This window comes from Okeania sp. SIO1H4 (assembly GCF_010672695.1).
GTDB classification, from domain to species: Bacteria; Cyanobacteriota; Cyanobacteriia; order Cyanobacteriales; family Microcoleaceae; genus Okeania; species Okeania hirsuta.
Genome location: NZ_JAAHGB010000032.1, coordinates 27,781 through 44,768 on the forward strand (window position 1 = coordinate 27,781; position 16,988 = coordinate 44,768).

General features: G+C 35.4%; 11 protein-coding genes and 3 pseudogenes. 6 read left to right on the forward strand and 8 right to left on the reverse strand.

What is annotated here, in order from left to right; translation table 11 throughout:
* Positions 1-69: 69 nt before the first annotated feature.
* The 3 genes from F6K06_RS19585 to F6K06_RS19595 all read right to left on the reverse strand — a co-directional run bounded on the left by F6K06_RS19585 (position 70) and on the right by F6K06_RS19595 (position 1,491).
* Positions 70-342 carry a DUF3143 domain-containing protein gene (locus tag F6K06_RS19585; protein ID WP_124145553.1) on the reverse strand — a complete coding sequence of 91 codons (273 nt, stop codon included), beginning with the start codon at positions 340-342 and terminating at the stop codon, positions 70-72.
* 197 nt (positions 343-539) lie between these two features.
* Positions 540-1,013, reverse strand: a complete 474-nt coding sequence (locus tag F6K06_RS19590; RefSeq protein ID WP_124145554.1) for a J domain-containing protein — start codon at positions 1,011-1,013, stop codon at positions 540-542.
* Between the two features lie 250 nt (positions 1,014-1,263).
* Complete coding sequence (locus F6K06_RS19595) at positions 1,264-1,491, reverse strand: hypothetical protein (RefSeq protein ID WP_124145555.1); 228 nt, start codon at positions 1,489-1,491, stop codon at positions 1,264-1,266.
* Between the two features lie 959 nt (positions 1,492-2,450).
* Here F6K06_RS19595 and lepA point away from each other — a divergent pair.
* The 6 genes and pseudogenes from lepA to F6K06_RS19620 all read left to right on the forward strand — a co-directional run bounded on the left by lepA (position 2,451) and on the right by F6K06_RS19620 (position 10,126).
* Complete coding sequence (lepA, locus tag F6K06_RS19600; RefSeq protein ID WP_124145556.1) at positions 2,451-4,256, forward strand: translation elongation factor 4; 1,806 nt, start codon at positions 2,451-2,453, stop codon at positions 4,254-4,256.
* 153 nt (positions 4,257-4,409) lie between these two features.
* Positions 4,410-4,928, forward strand: a pseudogene (locus F6K06_RS19605) (GDP-mannose 4,6-dehydratase); the annotation flags it as partial.
* Positions 4,929-6,191: pseudogene (locus F6K06_RS19610) on the forward strand (NAD-dependent dehydratase); the annotation flags it as partial.
* A gap of 3 nt (positions 6,192-6,194) precedes the next feature.
* Positions 6,195-6,626, forward strand: a pseudogene (locus tag F6K06_RS34605) (GDP-mannose 4,6-dehydratase); the annotation flags it as partial.
* Between the two features lie 86 nt (positions 6,627-6,712).
* Positions 6,713-8,080, forward strand: a complete 1,368-nt coding sequence (locus F6K06_RS19615) for a UDP-glucose/GDP-mannose dehydrogenase family protein (protein WP_124145558.1) — start codon at positions 6,713-6,715, stop codon at positions 8,078-8,080.
* Positions 8,081-8,983: 903 nt separating this feature from the next.
* Complete coding sequence (locus F6K06_RS19620) at positions 8,984-10,126, forward strand: tetratricopeptide repeat protein (protein WP_287242847.1); 1,143 nt, start codon at positions 8,984-8,986, stop codon at positions 10,124-10,126.
* A gap of 42 nt (positions 10,127-10,168) precedes the next feature.
* On the opposite strand, the gene F6K06_RS19625 is transcribed toward F6K06_RS19620, so the two are convergent.
* From F6K06_RS19625 to F6K06_RS19645, 5 genes are all read right to left on the reverse strand, one after another.
* Positions 10,169-11,008 carry a phosphodiester glycosidase family protein gene (locus tag F6K06_RS19625; protein WP_287242846.1) on the reverse strand — a complete coding sequence of 280 codons (840 nt, stop codon included), beginning with the start codon at positions 11,006-11,008 and terminating at the stop codon, positions 10,169-10,171.
* Between the two features lie 884 nt (positions 11,009-11,892).
* A complete protein-coding gene (locus F6K06_RS19630; RefSeq protein ID WP_124145565.1) occupies positions 11,893-12,618 on the reverse strand; it encodes an NUDIX domain-containing protein in 726 nt (241 codons plus the stop codon).
* The gene (locus tag F6K06_RS19635; protein ID WP_124145566.1) at positions 12,588-13,178 is read right to left on the reverse strand and encodes a nicotinate-nucleotide adenylyltransferase; all 591 of its coding nucleotides are present in this window, start codon (positions 13,176-13,178) and stop codon (positions 12,588-12,590) included. Before F6K06_RS19635 ends, F6K06_RS19630 begins: the two co-directional genes overlap by 31 nt.
* Before the next feature lie 600 nt (positions 13,179-13,778).
* Entirely contained in the window at positions 13,779-14,729 is a 951-nt protein-coding gene (locus F6K06_RS19640; RefSeq protein ID WP_124145567.1) for an ADP-ribosylglycohydrolase family protein, read from the reverse strand.
* A gap of 728 nt (positions 14,730-15,457) precedes the next feature.
* Positions 15,458-16,831, reverse strand: coding sequence for a nicotinate phosphoribosyltransferase (locus tag F6K06_RS19645; RefSeq protein WP_124145568.1), 1,374 nt, complete (start codon positions 16,829-16,831; stop codon positions 15,458-15,460).
* Positions 16,832-16,988 lie beyond the last annotated feature (157 nt).

Genomic DNA, 16,988 nt, shown 5'->3' on the forward strand with positions numbered 1-16,988 from the left:
TTTACGCAATACAGAAAGCTAATATTTTTGATTCGTAAGTTCAATTTTGTTGGCTGGAGTTATCTTTAACTAAGGCCCACAAAAAATTGCTTCTTCAAGGTCTTGACGACTCAAAGAATATTTAAAGGAGCGTTGAATATCATCACCATTATCACTAGCGTCTACATACCGCACCGTAAGTTGATCGATATCAAGTGATAATTCTGCTTTCCAGGTAGGTTTTTCAACCCACCAACAATGTAATTTTTCAGAATTTTGTTGGCAACCATTTTCTTGGAGCCATTCTTCAATTTTGGGCAGAGGGTGGTTATATAAAGGAGTGTCTGGTTTGGGAGTATCCATTTTTTTGTATCTACAAACAAAAAATATCTAGACTTAATAATAATTTTAATAACTTACAAAGACTTCCAGTAATTCAGTTGCGTCAATTCTAGAACATATAATATATTTACTTTTTCCAATAATTTTTAAAAAAATATCATAGAAATTAATCAAATCTTAAATATTTATATATAACTATTTTGATCAAATCAATAAAGCTATAATGAGTATTTGATTTCTATGAATTGATTTCCTGGTGGTTCAATAGGTTGGATAGTTACCTCTGGACGTATGAGGCCAATAGTAATAGCTATCAACAAACAACTAATTAAAGTTATACCTATAATCAATAAAGCAAATAATTCACCAGCAGATAATGGTCTGTCTTGAGGGTCTAAGTAGGCAGAGGAATTTCTATAATTAAAATTAACTCTTTGACTCAAATCATCTACATATAAGCGCCTAATTTTTTGGTCGTACTCTAATCTTTTTTCTGAGTTCACGAGAGTAGCATAAGCTTCATTAATTTGCTGGAATTTTACAGTAGCGATCGCCTTCGGCATATCTGTAGTATCTGGATGATAGCGCTTACTTAGTTCTCGATATGCTCTTCTAATTTCCTGATTAGATGCTTTTGGATGGAGTCCAAGCAAAGAATAATAACTCACACCCAAAGGAGTGTATTTTGACATTCTTTAATTTTGGTTGTTTGTAGTTTCCAAACTCAATTAATTTTTGTCAATAACTATTTACTAACTCACTGATTTCAATTGTCTTTAACAACTCATAGTTGGTTGGTGAGATATAGGATATATTTTGATTTATCAAAAATTATCTTTAAGTTTCATTTAATTAATCAAAAGTTTGGATAATTGATAATCTTAAATAAAATCTATGATTAACTTCTATAAACCTTTCACATAATCTGAAGTAAATAGTATCTTAATCGTTCCATTCCCCTCTTGGTGGGATAGGAGGATTTCTTTGCAGTGTCAGGGCTAACTCATCTTCTGGAAGTCCTCCTCTTAACCACTGGCGAAGGGCACTTTCAATGACCTTACTCGGGTCATTTGTCAAATGTTGAACTTGGTCTAATAATCTAGAATCTATGTTTATAGATAATTCTACTTTTTCTGGTAATTTCGACTGATTAACTTCAGGCTGATTCATAGCAAGACAATCTTATAAATCTAGAAAAGCTACTTTATATTATGTTGACATACTCCACTCCATGAAATGAGTGAATTTTCTCAAGCTCACCGATAGAGATTACTGGTTTGTCCAGTCCACTTAACAACTATCTGTATCTATCGCAACAGATCATCAAATATGGCTATGTCCACAGTCATTGAGTTGACTGGCCTTAGTTGACTGATGTCCTCCGCCACTATTTTTTTAATCTAAATATGGATTTTGGGTCTTTGGAAAAATTAATTTATTCAGATGTTTTTTACTGTGTTTGGCCTACCACAGACATAGTATTAATTTCGGCAGGTTGTCAGTTTCTTGTATTTTCCCTCATGTCTATATATTTCAACAAATTTCACTTTAACACAAAGTAGTATTTCAAGGAATAGAAAAATTTTTATAGTCATAAACACAATTCATAATGTGTATTAATTTTTACATATCGACCTCAAAAGAGAAGTTCTCAATTAGTGAAGAATCTGGAATTTGATCGTCGCTACGGTTTCTTTAGTGATAGGTTGTAGGTGTAGAAAACAGGCACTAGCAATTGCTCCAGGCTTTAATTATAGCATAAAAATAGAATATAGAGGAAAGTTATACCTATGGTAGGGGCGTTTTCGGTGCGGAATGTTACACAAATACAAATATATCGGCGACAGCCATTAACCAGCATTGTGCGCTAGCTTTGAGCGGAAGCTCTGTGAAGCGAAAACAGCCGTTCCCATAGAATCTCTTTAACTGTAGTCCCCATAGTAGTCAAGAGTAATCATAGAAATTTCTTTTTTAACCAGGAAACAATTTAGACCAGAACCTAAATTAAGTCAGACTAAAGCTCAAAAATCTTCAGAATTAAAATATGTTAAGAATTATAGATAGATTGAATTAATTGTGCCAAGACCATAACAAAAATAAGGCATTTCAAATTATTAACAAAAGAAAGTATGACAAAAGTTCCTGTATCTCACATTCGTAACTTTTCAATCATTGCCCATATAGATCATGGAAAATCAACTTTAGCCGATCGCCTCCTACAAGCAACTGGCACTGTGGAAGACCGTGAAATGAAAGAGCAATTTCTAGACACAATGGACTTAGAAAGGGAGCGTGGTATCACAATCAAGCTGCAAGCTGCCCGAATGAATTATCATGCTGAAAATGGAGAAGAATATGTATTAAATCTTATAGATACCCCTGGCCATGTAGACTTTTCTTATGAGGTGTCGCGCTCTCTGGCGGCTTGTGAAGGTGCTTTACTAGTAGTAGATGCTTCCCAAGGAGTAGAAGCTCAGACTTTAGCTAATGTCTACCTAGCTTTGGAGCATAACCTAGAAATTATTCCGGTCTTAAATAAAATTGACCTTCCAGGAGCAGAACCAGATAGAGTAAAACAAGAGATAGAAGAAATAATTGGCCTAGACTGTTCGGGGGCAATTTTAGCATCTGCCAAAGAAGGAATTGGAATTCCGGAAATTCTCGCATCAATTGTTAAATTAGTACCACCACCACAAGATACTATTGATGAAAAATTACGCGCTCTCATCTTTGATAGTTATTATGACCCATATCGAGGGGTAATTGTATATTTCCGGGTCATGGATGGGACTATTGCTAAAGGCGATCGTATCCGACTCATAGCATCAGGAAAAGAGTATGAAATAGATGAACTGGGAGTTCTCTCCCCTACCCAAAAACCAGTAAAAGAGCTTCACGCAGGAGAAGTAGGTTATTTAGGAGCGGCCATCAAAGCAGTGGAAGATGCCAGGGTGGGAGATACAATTACTCTAGCCAAAAAACAAGCAGAGGCCCCTTTGCCTGGTTATACAGAAGCTAAACCTATGGTATTTTGTGGCTTATTTCCCACCGATGCCGACCAGTTTCCAGATTTACGAGAAGCTCTAGACCGACTCAAACTCAATGATGCAGCTCTATCTTATGAAGCAGAAACATCAAGCGCAATGGGTTTTGGGTTTCGGTGTGGTTTTTTAGGGTTGCTGCATATGGAAATTGTCCAGGAAAGGTTAGAGCGAGAATATAATCTAGATTTAATTGTTACTTCTCCATCAGTAGTTTATCGAGTAACCACTAATAAAGAAGAAGTTATTCTGATTGATAATCCAAATTTACTACCAGACCCTAATCACCGAGAAAAAATGGAAGAACCTTATGTCCAGGTAGAAATGATTACTCCAGAAGAATATGTAGGGACATTAATGGAGTTGGGTCAATCACGACGTGGGATATTTAAGGATATGAAGTATCTAACTAAGGGTAGAACAACTTTAGTATATGAAATTCCTTTGGCAGAAGTAGTAACAGACTTTTTTGACCAAATGAAATCTCGGTCTCGTGGTTATGCAAGTATGGAATATCAACTCATAGGGTATCGTGAAAATCCTCTGGTGAAGCTAGATATTATGATTAACGCTGAACCAGTAGATGCTTTAGCTGTAATTGTACATCGCGATAAAGCTTATGGAGTAGGTCGTGCTTTGACAGAAAAACTTAAAGAATTAATTCCTCGCCATCAATTTAAAGTACCAATTCAAGCATCTATTGGTTCTAAAGTTATTGCTAGTGAACATATTCCTGCTTTACGGAAAGATGTTTTAGCTAAATGTTATGGTGGGGATATTAGCCGTAAGAAAAAATTACTGCAAAAACAGGCAAAAGGTAAAAAACGAATGAAGTCATTAGGTACAGTTGATGTGCCACAAGAAGCTTTTATGGCAGTGCTGCGATTAGATTAATACCTTAACTAAGTTGTTTTTTAGAGATTCGATACACTTTCTGTGCTAATATGTTTCAGGCGCATACTTTGTTAGTGTATGATCAGATTTGATGTGGTTATTCAATTATTTGTTGCAAACCACAGCAAATTACAGTCCTTGATAGTGGAAACAATGAGAATATTAGTAACAGGTGGTGCGGGTTTTCTTGGTTCTCATCTCATCGATAGATTAATGGAAAAAGGCCATGAAGTCATCTGTCTTGATAATTTTTACACAGGAACTAAGCGCAATATTTTAAAGTGGTTGAATCATCCTTATTTTGAGTTAGTTCGCCACGATATTACTGAACCTATTAGATTGGAAGCGGATCAAATTTATCATCTAGCTTGTCCTGCCAGTCCTATACATTATCAGTACAACCCTGTCAAGACAATTAAAACAAATGTGATGGGGACATTGAATATGTTGGGGTTAGCAAAAAGGGTAAAAGCAAGATTCTTTTTGGCTTCCACATCTGAGGTATATGGAGACCCAGATGTACATCCTCAAACAGAAGAGTATAGAGGTAATGTTAATTGTATTGGTATTAGATCGTGTTACGACGAGGGGAAGCGAGTAGCAGAAACTTTGGCATTTGATTACCATCGTCAAAATAATGTTGATATTAGAGTAGTCAGAATTTTTAACAGTTTGACTGGAGACCAAAAGGTACTTTATTACATTGGTAAAGAACTCTATTATGAAAGCTTTGCTGAATGTTATGACAGAATTAATGGAGATATATCTAATGTATCGGTGCCTTGTTTTGATGAAAATTCCAAGACAGTAATTAAACCAATTTCTGCAATTTGGAAACATCATGTTAAGAAGAAGGGTTATCAGATAAAAACTGTCTGGGGTAAGCAGATAAAAATTACTGAAGACCATAGTTTATTTACTAGGAATAATAACGATCGACCTCAAGCAGCTTTCGGAAATGAACTAAAGGTGGGAGATGAAATAGGAGTTCCTAATTATATCAGCTTTTTGGAGCAACCTTTACAACCATTCTACATTACAGATAAAATTTGTATTCAAGAAGAAATATTTCTGGAAAGTGAAGAGACAATCTCCTATATAGAAAAATATGGAGATAAAATTCGTGAGTATTTATTGGCAAAAGGTGTTAATCCCGAACAACTTTATTCAATACTGAAAAGCTACGAAGCAAAAAATAAAATTCCTTTGCATCTATGGGAATATTTAGAACTTCCTCTATCCAAAAAAGAAAAAATTTGCTATTTATCTTCAAAGGCAATTAAAAATTGGGTGGGGAATATAGAAGAATTTTTGTGGTTATTAGGGTTTTATGTATCTCAAGGAAGTTTCATAGACAATGAATTGGTGTTTAAAGGAGGAGCTGAGAAACTAGCAAAATTAATAGAAGTAGTAGAAAGAATATTTGAGTGTCAATGTGAAATTAAGATAGAAGGGTCTATAAGTATTAGGTCAAAAATTCTGGTCGATCTAATTGGAGAAGGGTTGAATTTTGGGAATAAAGAAAAAGAGATTCCTAATTGGGTTTTACAACTTCCTCAAAAACAATTAATTAGTTTTTTACAGGGATTGAATGAAGGAAATAATGTAGTAGAAAATCAACCAAATTTAAATATTGAATTTAAGAGTGGCAGTCAGGCGATCGCTGAAAAGTTAGTATTAATTTTAGCTAAGTTTGGGCTAGTAGCAAATGTCTCAGAAATAGAACAAAATTACCAAATAATAGTACAGGGGTTAGAAGATAACAATATTGAGAATTTGTCTAACATTCAGCAGAAAATATCAGCAAAAAGGACTGGTGATATTGTCTGGGCAAAAATAGAAAGTATTGAGGAATTTGAAATAGATGATTATGTGTACGATTTCTCAGTACCAAATTATGAAAATTTTATTGGTGGAAGCTACGGAATTTTTGCTCATAATACTTATGGGCCAAGAATGTTAGAAAATGACGGTCGAGTAGTGAGTAACTTTATTGCACAAGCCTTAAAAGGAACACCACTAACAGTTTATGGAGATGGCTCTCAAACCAGAAGTTTCTGTTATGTGTCAGACTTGGTAGAAGGGTTTATTCGATTAATGGATCAAGATTTTATTGGACCAGTCAACATAGGAAACCCAGGAGAATATACCATACTTGAATTAGCTCAAACAATTCAACAAATGGTTAACCCAGATGCAGAGATAACATATAAACCTCTGCCACAAGATGACCCGAAACAGCGACAACCAGATATTACTCGTGCTAAAAAATATTTAGGTTGGGAGCCTAGTGTTCCTCTCCAAGAAGGGTTAAAATTGACAATAGAAGATTTTCGAGAGCGGCTCAAAAATGAACCGCCAAAAAGTTGAAAGGGTGCGGGGGTAAAGGAAAGCAAATTGTAAAAACTTAATCCCCATTAAAACTTTTCGTGTTAAAAACTTTGAGGATATAAAAGATGCGTGTTTGTGTCATTGGTACTGGCTATGTTGGCTTAGTTACAGGGGTTTGTTTATCTCATACAGGACATCATGTAATTTGCGTAGACAACAACGAGGAAAAAGTTAAACTATTAAAATCAGGACAGTCTCCAATCTACGAACCGGGGTTATCTGAACTGATGCAAGGTTGCACTAAAGCAGGAACTCTCGAGTTTACATCTGACTTAAAAGCTGGGGTCAATCATGGCGATATCTTATTTATTGCTGTTGGTACTCCCCCACTCCCTACAGGGGAAAGTGATACTCGTTATGTTGAGGCAGTGGCTAAGGGTATAGGTGCTCATTTGACTACAGGTTATAAGGTAATTGTGAATAAATCAACTGTACCTATTGGTTCTGGGGACTGGGTACGAAGAATTGTGTTAGATGGGGTTGAGGAGCGGAAAAATGAAGAGGGTGGCTCCGGTACAGATATTGAACCTGAATTTGATGTGGTTAGTAACCCAGAGTTCTTGCGCGAAGGTTCCGCTATCTTCGATACTTTTAATCCAGACCGCATAGTATTGGGTAGTAATAGTCAAAAGGCACTAGACATGATGTTGGAACTTTATGCTCCTCTGGTTGAACGTAAGTTTGCTGACGACTCCTCACTCCCACCAGTACCAGTGGTAACAACAGATTTGAGTTCTGCGGAAATGATTAAGTATGCTGCTAATTCTTTCTTGGCAACTAAGATTAGTTTTGTGAATGAGATTGCTAATATTTGCGACCGCGTTGGAGCAGATGTGACTCAGGTGTCTAAGGGTATTGGTTTAGACTCTCGTATTGGTAATAAATTTTTACAAGCTGGTATTGGTTGGGGTGGCTCTTGTTTCCCGAAAGATGTTTCTGCTTTAGTGCATACTGCTGATGACTATGGTTGTGAGGCACAGTTGTTGAAATCGGCAATTGAGGTGAATAAGCGTCAACGCATGATCGCAATAGATAAGTTACAGCAGGCGCTGAAAATTCTTAAGGGTAAGACTATTGGGTTATTGGGTTTGACGTTTAAGCCTGATACTGATGATATGCGGGATGCACCTTCTCTAGATTTGATTCAAGAGTTGAACAGGTTGGGAGCAAAGGTGAAGGCTTACGATCCGATTCTTTCTCAGTCTGGTATGCGTCATGGTTTGACTGGAGTAGTAGTGGAAACAGATGCAGAAAGACTTGCTGATGGTTGTGATGCTTTAGTTTTGGTGACTGACTGGAAACAGTTTGAGAAATTAGATTATGCTAAGATGTTGAAGTCCATGGAGCAGAATTTATTTGTTGATGGACGTAATTTCTGCGATCGTAAAGAGTTGGAAGCTGCTGGTTTTCAATATGTAGGGATTGGGCATTAACTAGCTATCAGTAATCAGCAATCAGCTTTCAGCTAGCATAATTTTCAACAAAATATTATGTAGGGGTGTTCTATGGAACGCTCCTAAATTTTTGGTCCCTACTCTGTACATAAGGATGCTGCATACAACATCCCTACTTCCCTCTTGTCCGGAAATGTCTAATTATTGCTCTGCTGATTAAATCTAAAAGCATTGATCATAATGAAAACCGTTGTAAAAAATATTTACAGGCTCTGTGATACTCAAAAATTAGCACTAGAATATAGATATATTAGGACTTACCCATGAACGCTATTGGTAGTGTTGTGTCAAGCTGAAAATGGTGTATTAAATTTTTGAGTATAATTCTTGCTCTGACTAAGGTTTGGAGAATTTTCCTAAAACACTATTTCAAGCTTGACGCGCTAGTAGAGTGTGTTAGCGCTAGCGTAACACACCAAAGACCTATATATAGTACCTTTGCGTAAGTCCTGATACAACTATGCGAGAGAAGATTTGCGAGATGTGCTTGATGATGAGTTTTATAAATTGCCTGGTGGTGAGGACTGGTATTTTAAGGAGTAATATCATGCGGGGGCGGGGCGGGTTTAGATAAATTAATCAGGACTTACGCACTAGGTACGAAAAACTAGGACTTGAGATTGCTTCCCTATCGGTCGCAATGACGGAAATACGTTGAGGTGTGTAAGTCCTATTAATATCTATGTATCAAGATTTTTGCTGAAACCCGCCCCTACGTCGGTGTTTAATTTATTTCCCAAATTGTAGGGGCGGGTTTTTAATGGGTTTTAGGTACATTTATCGAAATTTGGCTAAACCCGCCCCCCTTCGGATATCATGCACCACCGGGCCCGGAGCGGGAGAGTTCAATTCATAATAACAGGTCAGACGATTCACACTGATATGATTATTATTTGTTACGGAATGCCTAAATCAGCTAGCACTTTCACTTTTCAGCTAGCATCTGCATTGGTTGATTGTAAATATAGTCAGAGTAAGGTATACAAATCTTTACCAGAAAAAACTAAAAGGCATTTTTATAAAAATACACGCTTTATAGAAAAACTCGATCAAGCCATCTATGATTTAGTAGACATAGTACCTAGTGATAAAGTGTTAGTTATCAAAACTCATTCTCCTTTATCAAAACCAGTTGAGTCTGTTCTAGAATCGGGTAATGCTCTAGCTATTGTAAATTACAGAAATCCTTACGATATCATTGTTTCTCTCAAAGATGTGGGAGAGAAAGAACGCTTAAAAAAGAAGTCAGAGCGGCACAAAGGATTTGCTAAAATAAAAAGCATTGACGATGCTAAGGTTCTTATTCCAGATTTTATCAGAAAAGCCAAAACTTGGCTGGATAAAAAATCGGAATCATTGCTATATGTTTCTTATCAAGAAGTAGAAAAAATACCTTTTAATGTTGCACGGGATATTAATGAATTTCTGCAATTAAATTTAGAACCTAATTCTATTGACACAATAGTTGATGGATTCATAAGTGACAAAAGCAAGATTGGGCAATACAACATTGGTGTATCTGGTAGGGGAGCAGAAATAAGTTTCAGTGAGTCAGATAAAAAATTAGTAGAAGAAATTAATAGTTTTGTTGACTTATATTTTCAAGGAGGAGACAATACAATAAAAAAAGAGATAGCACCAACCATCAGAAAAAATATTGATGACTATGAGTATTATTTTCAAATAGCTGAAGAATTTTATAAACAAAGAGAATTTAATTCAGCTCTTACTACATATCAAAAAGTAATAGAAATTAATCCGAAGCACTCTTGGTCTTATTATAAATTAGGTAATATTTTCCGAGAACAAAACAAAGATGACCAAGCTGTCACCGCTTATCGTAAAACAATAGAAATTAACCCTGATTTTTCTTGGTCGTACTATCATTTAGCCACTATTTTAGAAAAACAAGGGAAGTTAGAAGAGGCGATCGCTTCTTATCAAAAAGCTATTGAACTTTATCCAAACTTTTCTATATGTCGCTACAAATTAGAAAAATTACTCCAACAGCAAATTTTTAAATAAACACCTAAAAAGTATCAATAACTTTACCAAGTATTCATAAAACTACCCTAATATAACAATCATTTGAGGTATGGTTCTTGGTGAAGTTATATAATTATTCCCCTGACAAATTAATTGTGTAGAACCTCCACCATCTAACATTATTACTTGAGTGGCCCCGAAACTTTTCAAAACATTAGCAGCATGGGGTTGAGCTGCTTGTTTAGAAGTAAAAATTAAAATTGTTTCATTGAGGTGATCGCCATCTTTATCTTTGACTCCAATAAATGTTCTACCTGTTTTATCTTTGACTCCTTTATCAGCATTTTCCTGTAAACCAACAATAAGATTAGGTGCTGTGGATAATTGCAGATTATTTGGCTTAAATTTAGTAATTAATGCTCTATCATTCCAGACTTCTAGCATTAATTTTTCATCGGGAAATTCTATTTCTCCTGCATAACCATCACTAACTATAATTCCATCTGACTTGACAGGAAATGCTAACCCTGTAGAGGAGTTTTTATCGTTTCTAAAAAATTGACCGTTAGTGATGCAAAATAAATTAGGTTTTACGGAGGATAAATCAGACCATACTTGTGATATTGTCTGACGTTCAAATTGTGGATCGTTACCGCCATAAGCTCCTTTTTTAGTACCTAAGTCTGTGATATTTCCATAGATAAAATTAATTTTTGCACCTTGAGTTAAATCAACAACTTGTACATAATCTAAATCTTTTTGATAGAGAGTTGTTCCCTGAGAATTACTAATTGTTTGGAAACCAAGAGATAGAGGGTTTTGTGATTTACTTTCGGCATCCTCGGCAGAAAATAAGTTTATTGTTATTAGGAGGAAGGTTGTTAAAAATAATCCGGTTAAAGTCAGACTTTTTTGATTCATTATACCAATTTTATAAATGTTTTTTACAAATGGTAGGAAGGTTGCATGCAACCTTCCTACAGGGTTATCATTTTTTGGCGTTGGTTATTTGAGGTATTAAATCAGTAATTTAGGTAAATTAAGAGTAATTACTTGAATGGAAAGATTAGATATTGTCTTTACTTAATTGACTGAAAATCACTTTTCTTTCTCCTGACTTCTGACTCCTGACTCCTAAGTAATTAAAATTAATATCATACAGTAATTCACCAACGCCTAAGTTAATAGTTGAGGTATCTTCCCTAAGCTGATTGCGGGAAAGAGTTGGTTGTTATCAATGTAAAATATCAAATTATTAAATTATAACTGTGAGTATTGAAGTTCGGCCTTTTTTAGTAAGTTGTAACCGGTATCTTAACTACAGAAATTTTGGCAGTAATGGTTGCTATTGGGTGGATATACGGAGAATAAATTTGGGGAAGAAAGATAGTATATAATTGCACCACTACTGAGGATAAAAAGATAATATTTGAGAGTAAAAAGGATATAAATGATGTTCTAAAAGAGCTACAAAAAGACTACCCAGATGCTAGAATATTTCTTAATGGTTACTTAAAACTCAAATCCAACGAACAATGGCAATATTTGACAAAAAGAGAAGAAGTAAATGAACTAGAAAATTACACTATTAACCTCTATGGAAACATCTTAAAGCTACAAGATCATCCACTTGATTTAGGGAACGCTCAACTTCGCAACCAGGAAATTGTTGAGTACATTAATATCAGCGCAAAAATTATAAATAGAAAGGAATGTAAAAGAAATTCCTGAAGCAATCTCATAGATACCCTACAGTTGAAGAGATTGCTTCGGGGTATCAATTTTTTCTGAATTTCATACCTCTATCAAATAAATATTAAAGGTTTATCTTTGATTAACGCGAATGCCTCAGAATTAAATCGATAAAGACTAGCTGGTCTACCAGCACCTCGTGATGTTTTTACTCCAGTATCAGATAAGAAAGCTAACTTTAATAGTCTGGCACGAAAATTAGAATAATCTGAAAAATTGTCTCCTAAAATAGTTGTATAAAGTTGATACAATTCCCCTAAAGTAAACTGCTCTGGTAAAACATCAAAAGCAATAGGACTATATTCAATTTTATTGCGTAATCTAGAATATCCATACTCAATAATTTTTTTATGGTCAAATGCTAACTGAGGAATTTGTTCAATAGGATACCAAGCAATACCTGTTACTCCATCGGCAATTAATTCTGCTTCTTCAAATCTCACTAGGGCAAAATAACTGACTGATAAATATCGACAATTATAAATAGATTCTCTGGGGTCGCGACCAGGACCGCCAAAACTATATAATTGCTCTAAATATAGATTTTTTACCTTAATTTTTTCCGCTAAAATTCTGTAAGCTGCTGCTTCTAGAGATTCTCCTTGTATTACTAATGTACCTGGCAAACTCCAGTAATTAATAAATGGTTCCTTTTGCCGCATTACTAATAAAACCAATAAGCGGTTTTGTTGAGCATCGACAGAAAAAATTACGTTATCTACTCCTACTTTAAAATCTGCTTTATTATTTACACTTTTTCTATAGTCGCGTCCTGGCATTTGTATAACTGCTCCCGATATATATAATCTTTAATGGGAGGCGTAATAATTGCTGGGTCTCCTTGCTCTCGATATGCGGATGAGGAAACATTAGGAACTTCTAAAGAAGCTATTTTTACTCCTGTATTTAGTTCTCTTAACTTTTGCAAATCTGCCTCTTCTATTGTAATACCTTTTCGAGGTACAACTAATAATCCTACTTTCTGCAAAAGTTCTTCTACTTTATACCAATTTGGTAATTGTTTGACTAAATCTGAACCTACTACTAAAGTAAATTCAGCATTATGCCATTTTTTTCTAGCACGTTCAACGGTTTCTATAGTACGACGACTACTTAATTCTGAATTGAGAGAAATATTGTTTTTATTAGAGTCAATATTTTCAATCAAAATTGATAACATTGCCGAACGTTGTTTGAGGGGTATTTTATGTGATTTAAAGGGATTATCTGATGCCCAAACTATTACTTGATCGAAGTTTTGAGAGAGCCATTTAATAATTGTTTCATGTCCGGATGTTGGTGGATCGGCACTTGTACCGAATAAAGCAATTTGAGTCATTTTTTTTGATTTTATATAAGTTCCTAAGTCGGACATTTTTCTAATATATAGCAATATGATTTTAGTTGTGAGATATTGGATACTTTTGTTTTAGGTAATAGGGAACAGGGAATAGGGAATAGACTAATATATATAAATAAGATAACTGCTATATTCTATACTTTCAAGGAACACCTCAATTCTCACATCTGATTCCTGATGGCTATAGCAGTTTCTAAACGAGTCGATAAATTTACTATATCATCTTTTCTAGCAATAATTTCTATCCACTCATTTGGCATATTTTCTATACCATAATAAATTCCTGCTCAATCTCCTGTCACCGAATAATTAATAATTATTAATTATTAATTATTCAGCTTTATTAGCCTCCTCTTTCAAGGGAAAAAAAGTGCTAGAATATTTCCTTATATTAAATCAAGAACGGTTTTAACCAGAGGTAATTTCCATTATCCATTATCAATGAATGAAGGCTCCGGTTGTATCTGTATCTTCTCCTAAATTTACTGCTTTTAGAACAGCTATTTTAGGGAATAGGTATAGAGGGAAGAAAAGAATATATATGAATCAGATAACTGCTATATCTTAACACCTCAATTCTCACATCTGATTCCTGATGGCTATAGCAGTTTCTAAACGAGTAGCTAAGTTGACTATATTATCTTTTCTAGCAATAACTTCTATCCACTCATTTGGCATATTTTCTATACCATAATAAATTCCTGCTAAACCTCCTGTTACGGCTCCAGTTGTATCTGTATCTTCCCCTAAATTTACTGCTTTTAAAACAGCTTCGGCAAAAGAATTTGTAGTTAATAAACACCATAAAGAAGCTTCTAATGTATCTAATACATAACCACCCGCATGAATTCTGGTTACAGGTAGAGATTCAATTTCTCCATCCAATACTTTTCGGAAACGAGATATCTCTCCTGCATACTTTTCTTGTGAATATACTTGTTGAATATTTTCAATTCCTTGTAAATATGCTTTCTTTACTTCTAAACCTTGTAATAAATAAATAGCTATACTGATATAAATACCACAAGCCATTTGTGACCTTAAATGACCATGAGTTATACAAGAACAATCATGGACTTGCTGAATTAAATCTGGAAATTCAACGTTTTTATAGTAATAAGCTAGGGGTAAAATTCTCATTAACGAACCATTGCCATTATTCCTATCTTCTTTACCTCCAGCTTCTATTGCTGAGACACCTTTTTTAATCCGAGAAATAGCTGCAGCAGTGGTACCTCCAATATCAAAAACTTTACCATGAGGAGTCCAATAATCTTCATAACGCCACCGATAAAAAGAGTGGGCGATCGCTTCTAAATCAAACCCTTCACACAGACATTCAGCTAAACATAATGTCATTGAACTATCATCTGACCAGGTGCCTGGTGGTTGATTATGTGCGCCATAACCAATCATTTCTGTGACAGGTTTAATTGTTCTTTCGTTGCGACTGGAAAATTCGACAGGTACGCCTAAAGCATCTCCAATACACACGCCCATTAAACCTGATAATACTTGGGAATTATTCATAGTTTGATCTCAATTGAAGTTAAATTGTTTTACAGTGCTTTTCATTAGATATTAAAGAGGGAGTCGGGAGTCGGGAGTCGGGGAAATAATTGATAATTTATGGATAATAATTGATTTTATTTTTTATTTTTGGAGATATTTAGTAGTTAGTGATTATTTTTAATATCATGTTTGTTTAATTAGCAGTCGTAAAGTTCTTAGGTGGTAGGTATAAATTCAAGCTCGAACACTGGAAACGGAGCAGAAATTTGGTATATCGCTTCAATAGAACATTTTCCTCATTTTCTCTTAATATTTATTTTTTAAGTATTTTATATCATGTCCGCACTTTATTGTTTGTGTAAAACCAAGGGTGAATATCTACAGGAAATTTAAGTTTTTTCAAGCTTTTAAGCCTTCTTCCCTCTTCCCTCTTCCTTCTTCCTTACTTTCGCGCTTATAATACCGATGCTACCGGACATGATATTAGCTTGAGTTTTTGGCGTTGGTGATTTGAGGTTATAATATTATGTCTGGATAAGAGCGGAATAGAACTCCGTTCCACACTCCATGTTTTCGATGCGGAATGCTGCGCTTGACCTGTCGCATACCGTTAACGTGCGTTGTGCGCCAGCTAAACAAAAAAACTTTCTCCTTCTACTACTCTTTACTTCTTCTTTCTTTCCTCCTGAGGACTGAGGACTGAGGACTGACTCCTAAATAATTAAGATTAATGTTATACACGCTCTTCAGCAACGCCGAGTTTTTTGTGTAATTTCTTGTAAGTTATCAGAAATTTTCATTGGTAACAAATTAGGATTTTCTAGACTACGAATTTCTGGAGGCAAACTAGCAACAGAAGCAGCAGTACGTTTAGCGATCGCTTCTAGATTTTCCGATTTTTGCACTATTTTCCCATTTTTAACTACTTGTGACATTAATTTTATAAAAGAATCAGTCTGATGTTCTGTTTGATTCGATACATCTTCATCCATTAATCCCAAATAATCTTGTTTTAACTGACCATTTTCCAGATATCTATATATTTGTTTTCGACCAGGATAACTCACTTTCCCCGTAGAATTTTTCATCACCGGAATGCCGTCTATTTCTACCAATTTATAAACTCCATTGACAGGGGCACCAGTTACCAACTTAGTACCAATACCATACCCATCTATACAAGCATTCTCCCGCTGAAGTCTAGCTATTTCCCACTCATCTATATCTCCACTAGCAAAAATTGTCACTTCTGGTAGTAGCGATCGTACCTCCTGGGATAATTGGACTAAATTTCCTGAATCTAACCTTACCCCACTCACCTGCATATCATCCTGCTTGACTCGTTGTGCTAATAGGTGAGTAGCTGCCGACGTATCGTAAGTATCTATCAATAGGGGTGCTTCAGGAAAATATCGTTGAAAAGCATGAAAAGCATCCTCCTCCGTGCCTTCAACGGCAGATATTGCCATCACCAAAGCATGAGCCATTGTACCTACTGGTTTCCTACCCAGTTTCAAAGCTGCCAAAACATTAGAAGTAGCATCCATTCCACCTGCTAAAGCAGCACGAGCCGCCCAAACACTAGCTTGGGGACTAAATGCACGTCTAGTGCCAAATTCAAATAACTTTGCATCATGGCCTGCAATATCCCGCATTCTAGCTGCTTTTGTAGCAATTAAAGTTTGGTAGTTGAGAGTATTCAATAGATATGTTTCCACTAACTGTCCTTGCCAAAGTGGAGCTTCTATCCGCAGTAGGGGTTGGTTCGGAAATATAGCTGTTCCTTCTGGTACTGCCCATACATCTCCAGTAAATTTAGTCTCTGCCAAAACCGACCAAAATTTATTAGGAACATTAGCAAATATCCCAGTTGACTGTAAAGCCTCAATTTGTGCGTGGTCAAATCGAAATTTTTCTAAATAGTCTAATACTTGTGCTAAACCCATGGCAATGAGATAGCCAAAACCGACCGGGAGTCTTCGCACAAATACTTCAAAATTAGCTTGCCGTTGGTCTATTTCTTCCCCAATATAACAAGCTGCCATTGTTAGTTGGTAGAGGTCTGTTAACAAACTGTAATCTTCTGGCGAGAGAGAAAGTTCTCGATCTTCTTGTGTCATTGGACAACTTCCTAACTAAGCTCTTTATGTTAATTATAGTAAAAATTACTATATCTGTCCAGGTGATTTTGATAATTCTCCATAAAACTATTAGTAACTCTTATGCTTCTTTGACTTCTAAAGTTATTTCTAGCCAGATAAGGCTCTATCCCAAAAT

Coding starts and splice junctions, on each gene's coding strand:
- F6K06_RS19585 (WP_124145553.1), bottom strand. CDS start 342: ATGGATACTCCCAAACCAGACACTCCTTTATATAACCACCCTCTGCCC.
- F6K06_RS19590 (WP_124145554.1), bottom strand. CDS start 1,013: ATGTCAAAATACACTCCTTTGGGTGTGAGTTATTATTCTTTGCTTGGA.
- F6K06_RS19595 (WP_124145555.1), bottom strand. CDS start 1,491: ATGAATCAGCCTGAAGTTAATCAGTCGAAATTACCAGAAAAAGTAGAA.
- lepA (WP_124145556.1), top strand. CDS start 2,451: ATGACAAAAGTTCCTGTATCTCACATTCGTAACTTTTCAATCATTGCC.
- F6K06_RS19615 (WP_124145558.1), top strand. CDS start 6,713: ATGCGTGTTTGTGTCATTGGTACTGGCTATGTTGGCTTAGTTACAGGG.
- F6K06_RS19620 (WP_287242847.1), top strand. CDS start 8,984: ATGATTATTATTTGTTACGGAATGCCTAAATCAGCTAGCACTTTCACT.
- F6K06_RS19625 (WP_287242846.1), bottom strand. CDS start 11,008: ATGAATCAAAAAAGTCTGACTTTAACCGGATTATTTTTAACAACCTTC.
- F6K06_RS19630 (WP_124145565.1), bottom strand. CDS start 12,618: ATGCCAGGACGCGACTATAGAAAAAGTGTAAATAATAAAGCAGATTTT.
- F6K06_RS19635 (WP_124145566.1), bottom strand. CDS start 13,178: ATGACTCAAATTGCTTTATTCGGTACAAGTGCCGATCCACCAACATCC.
- F6K06_RS19640 (WP_124145567.1), bottom strand. CDS start 14,729: ATGAATAATTCCCAAGTATTATCAGGTTTAATGGGCGTGTGTATTGGA.
- F6K06_RS19645 (WP_124145568.1), bottom strand. CDS start 16,831: ATGACACAAGAAGATCGAGAACTTTCTCTCTCGCCAGAAGATTACAGT.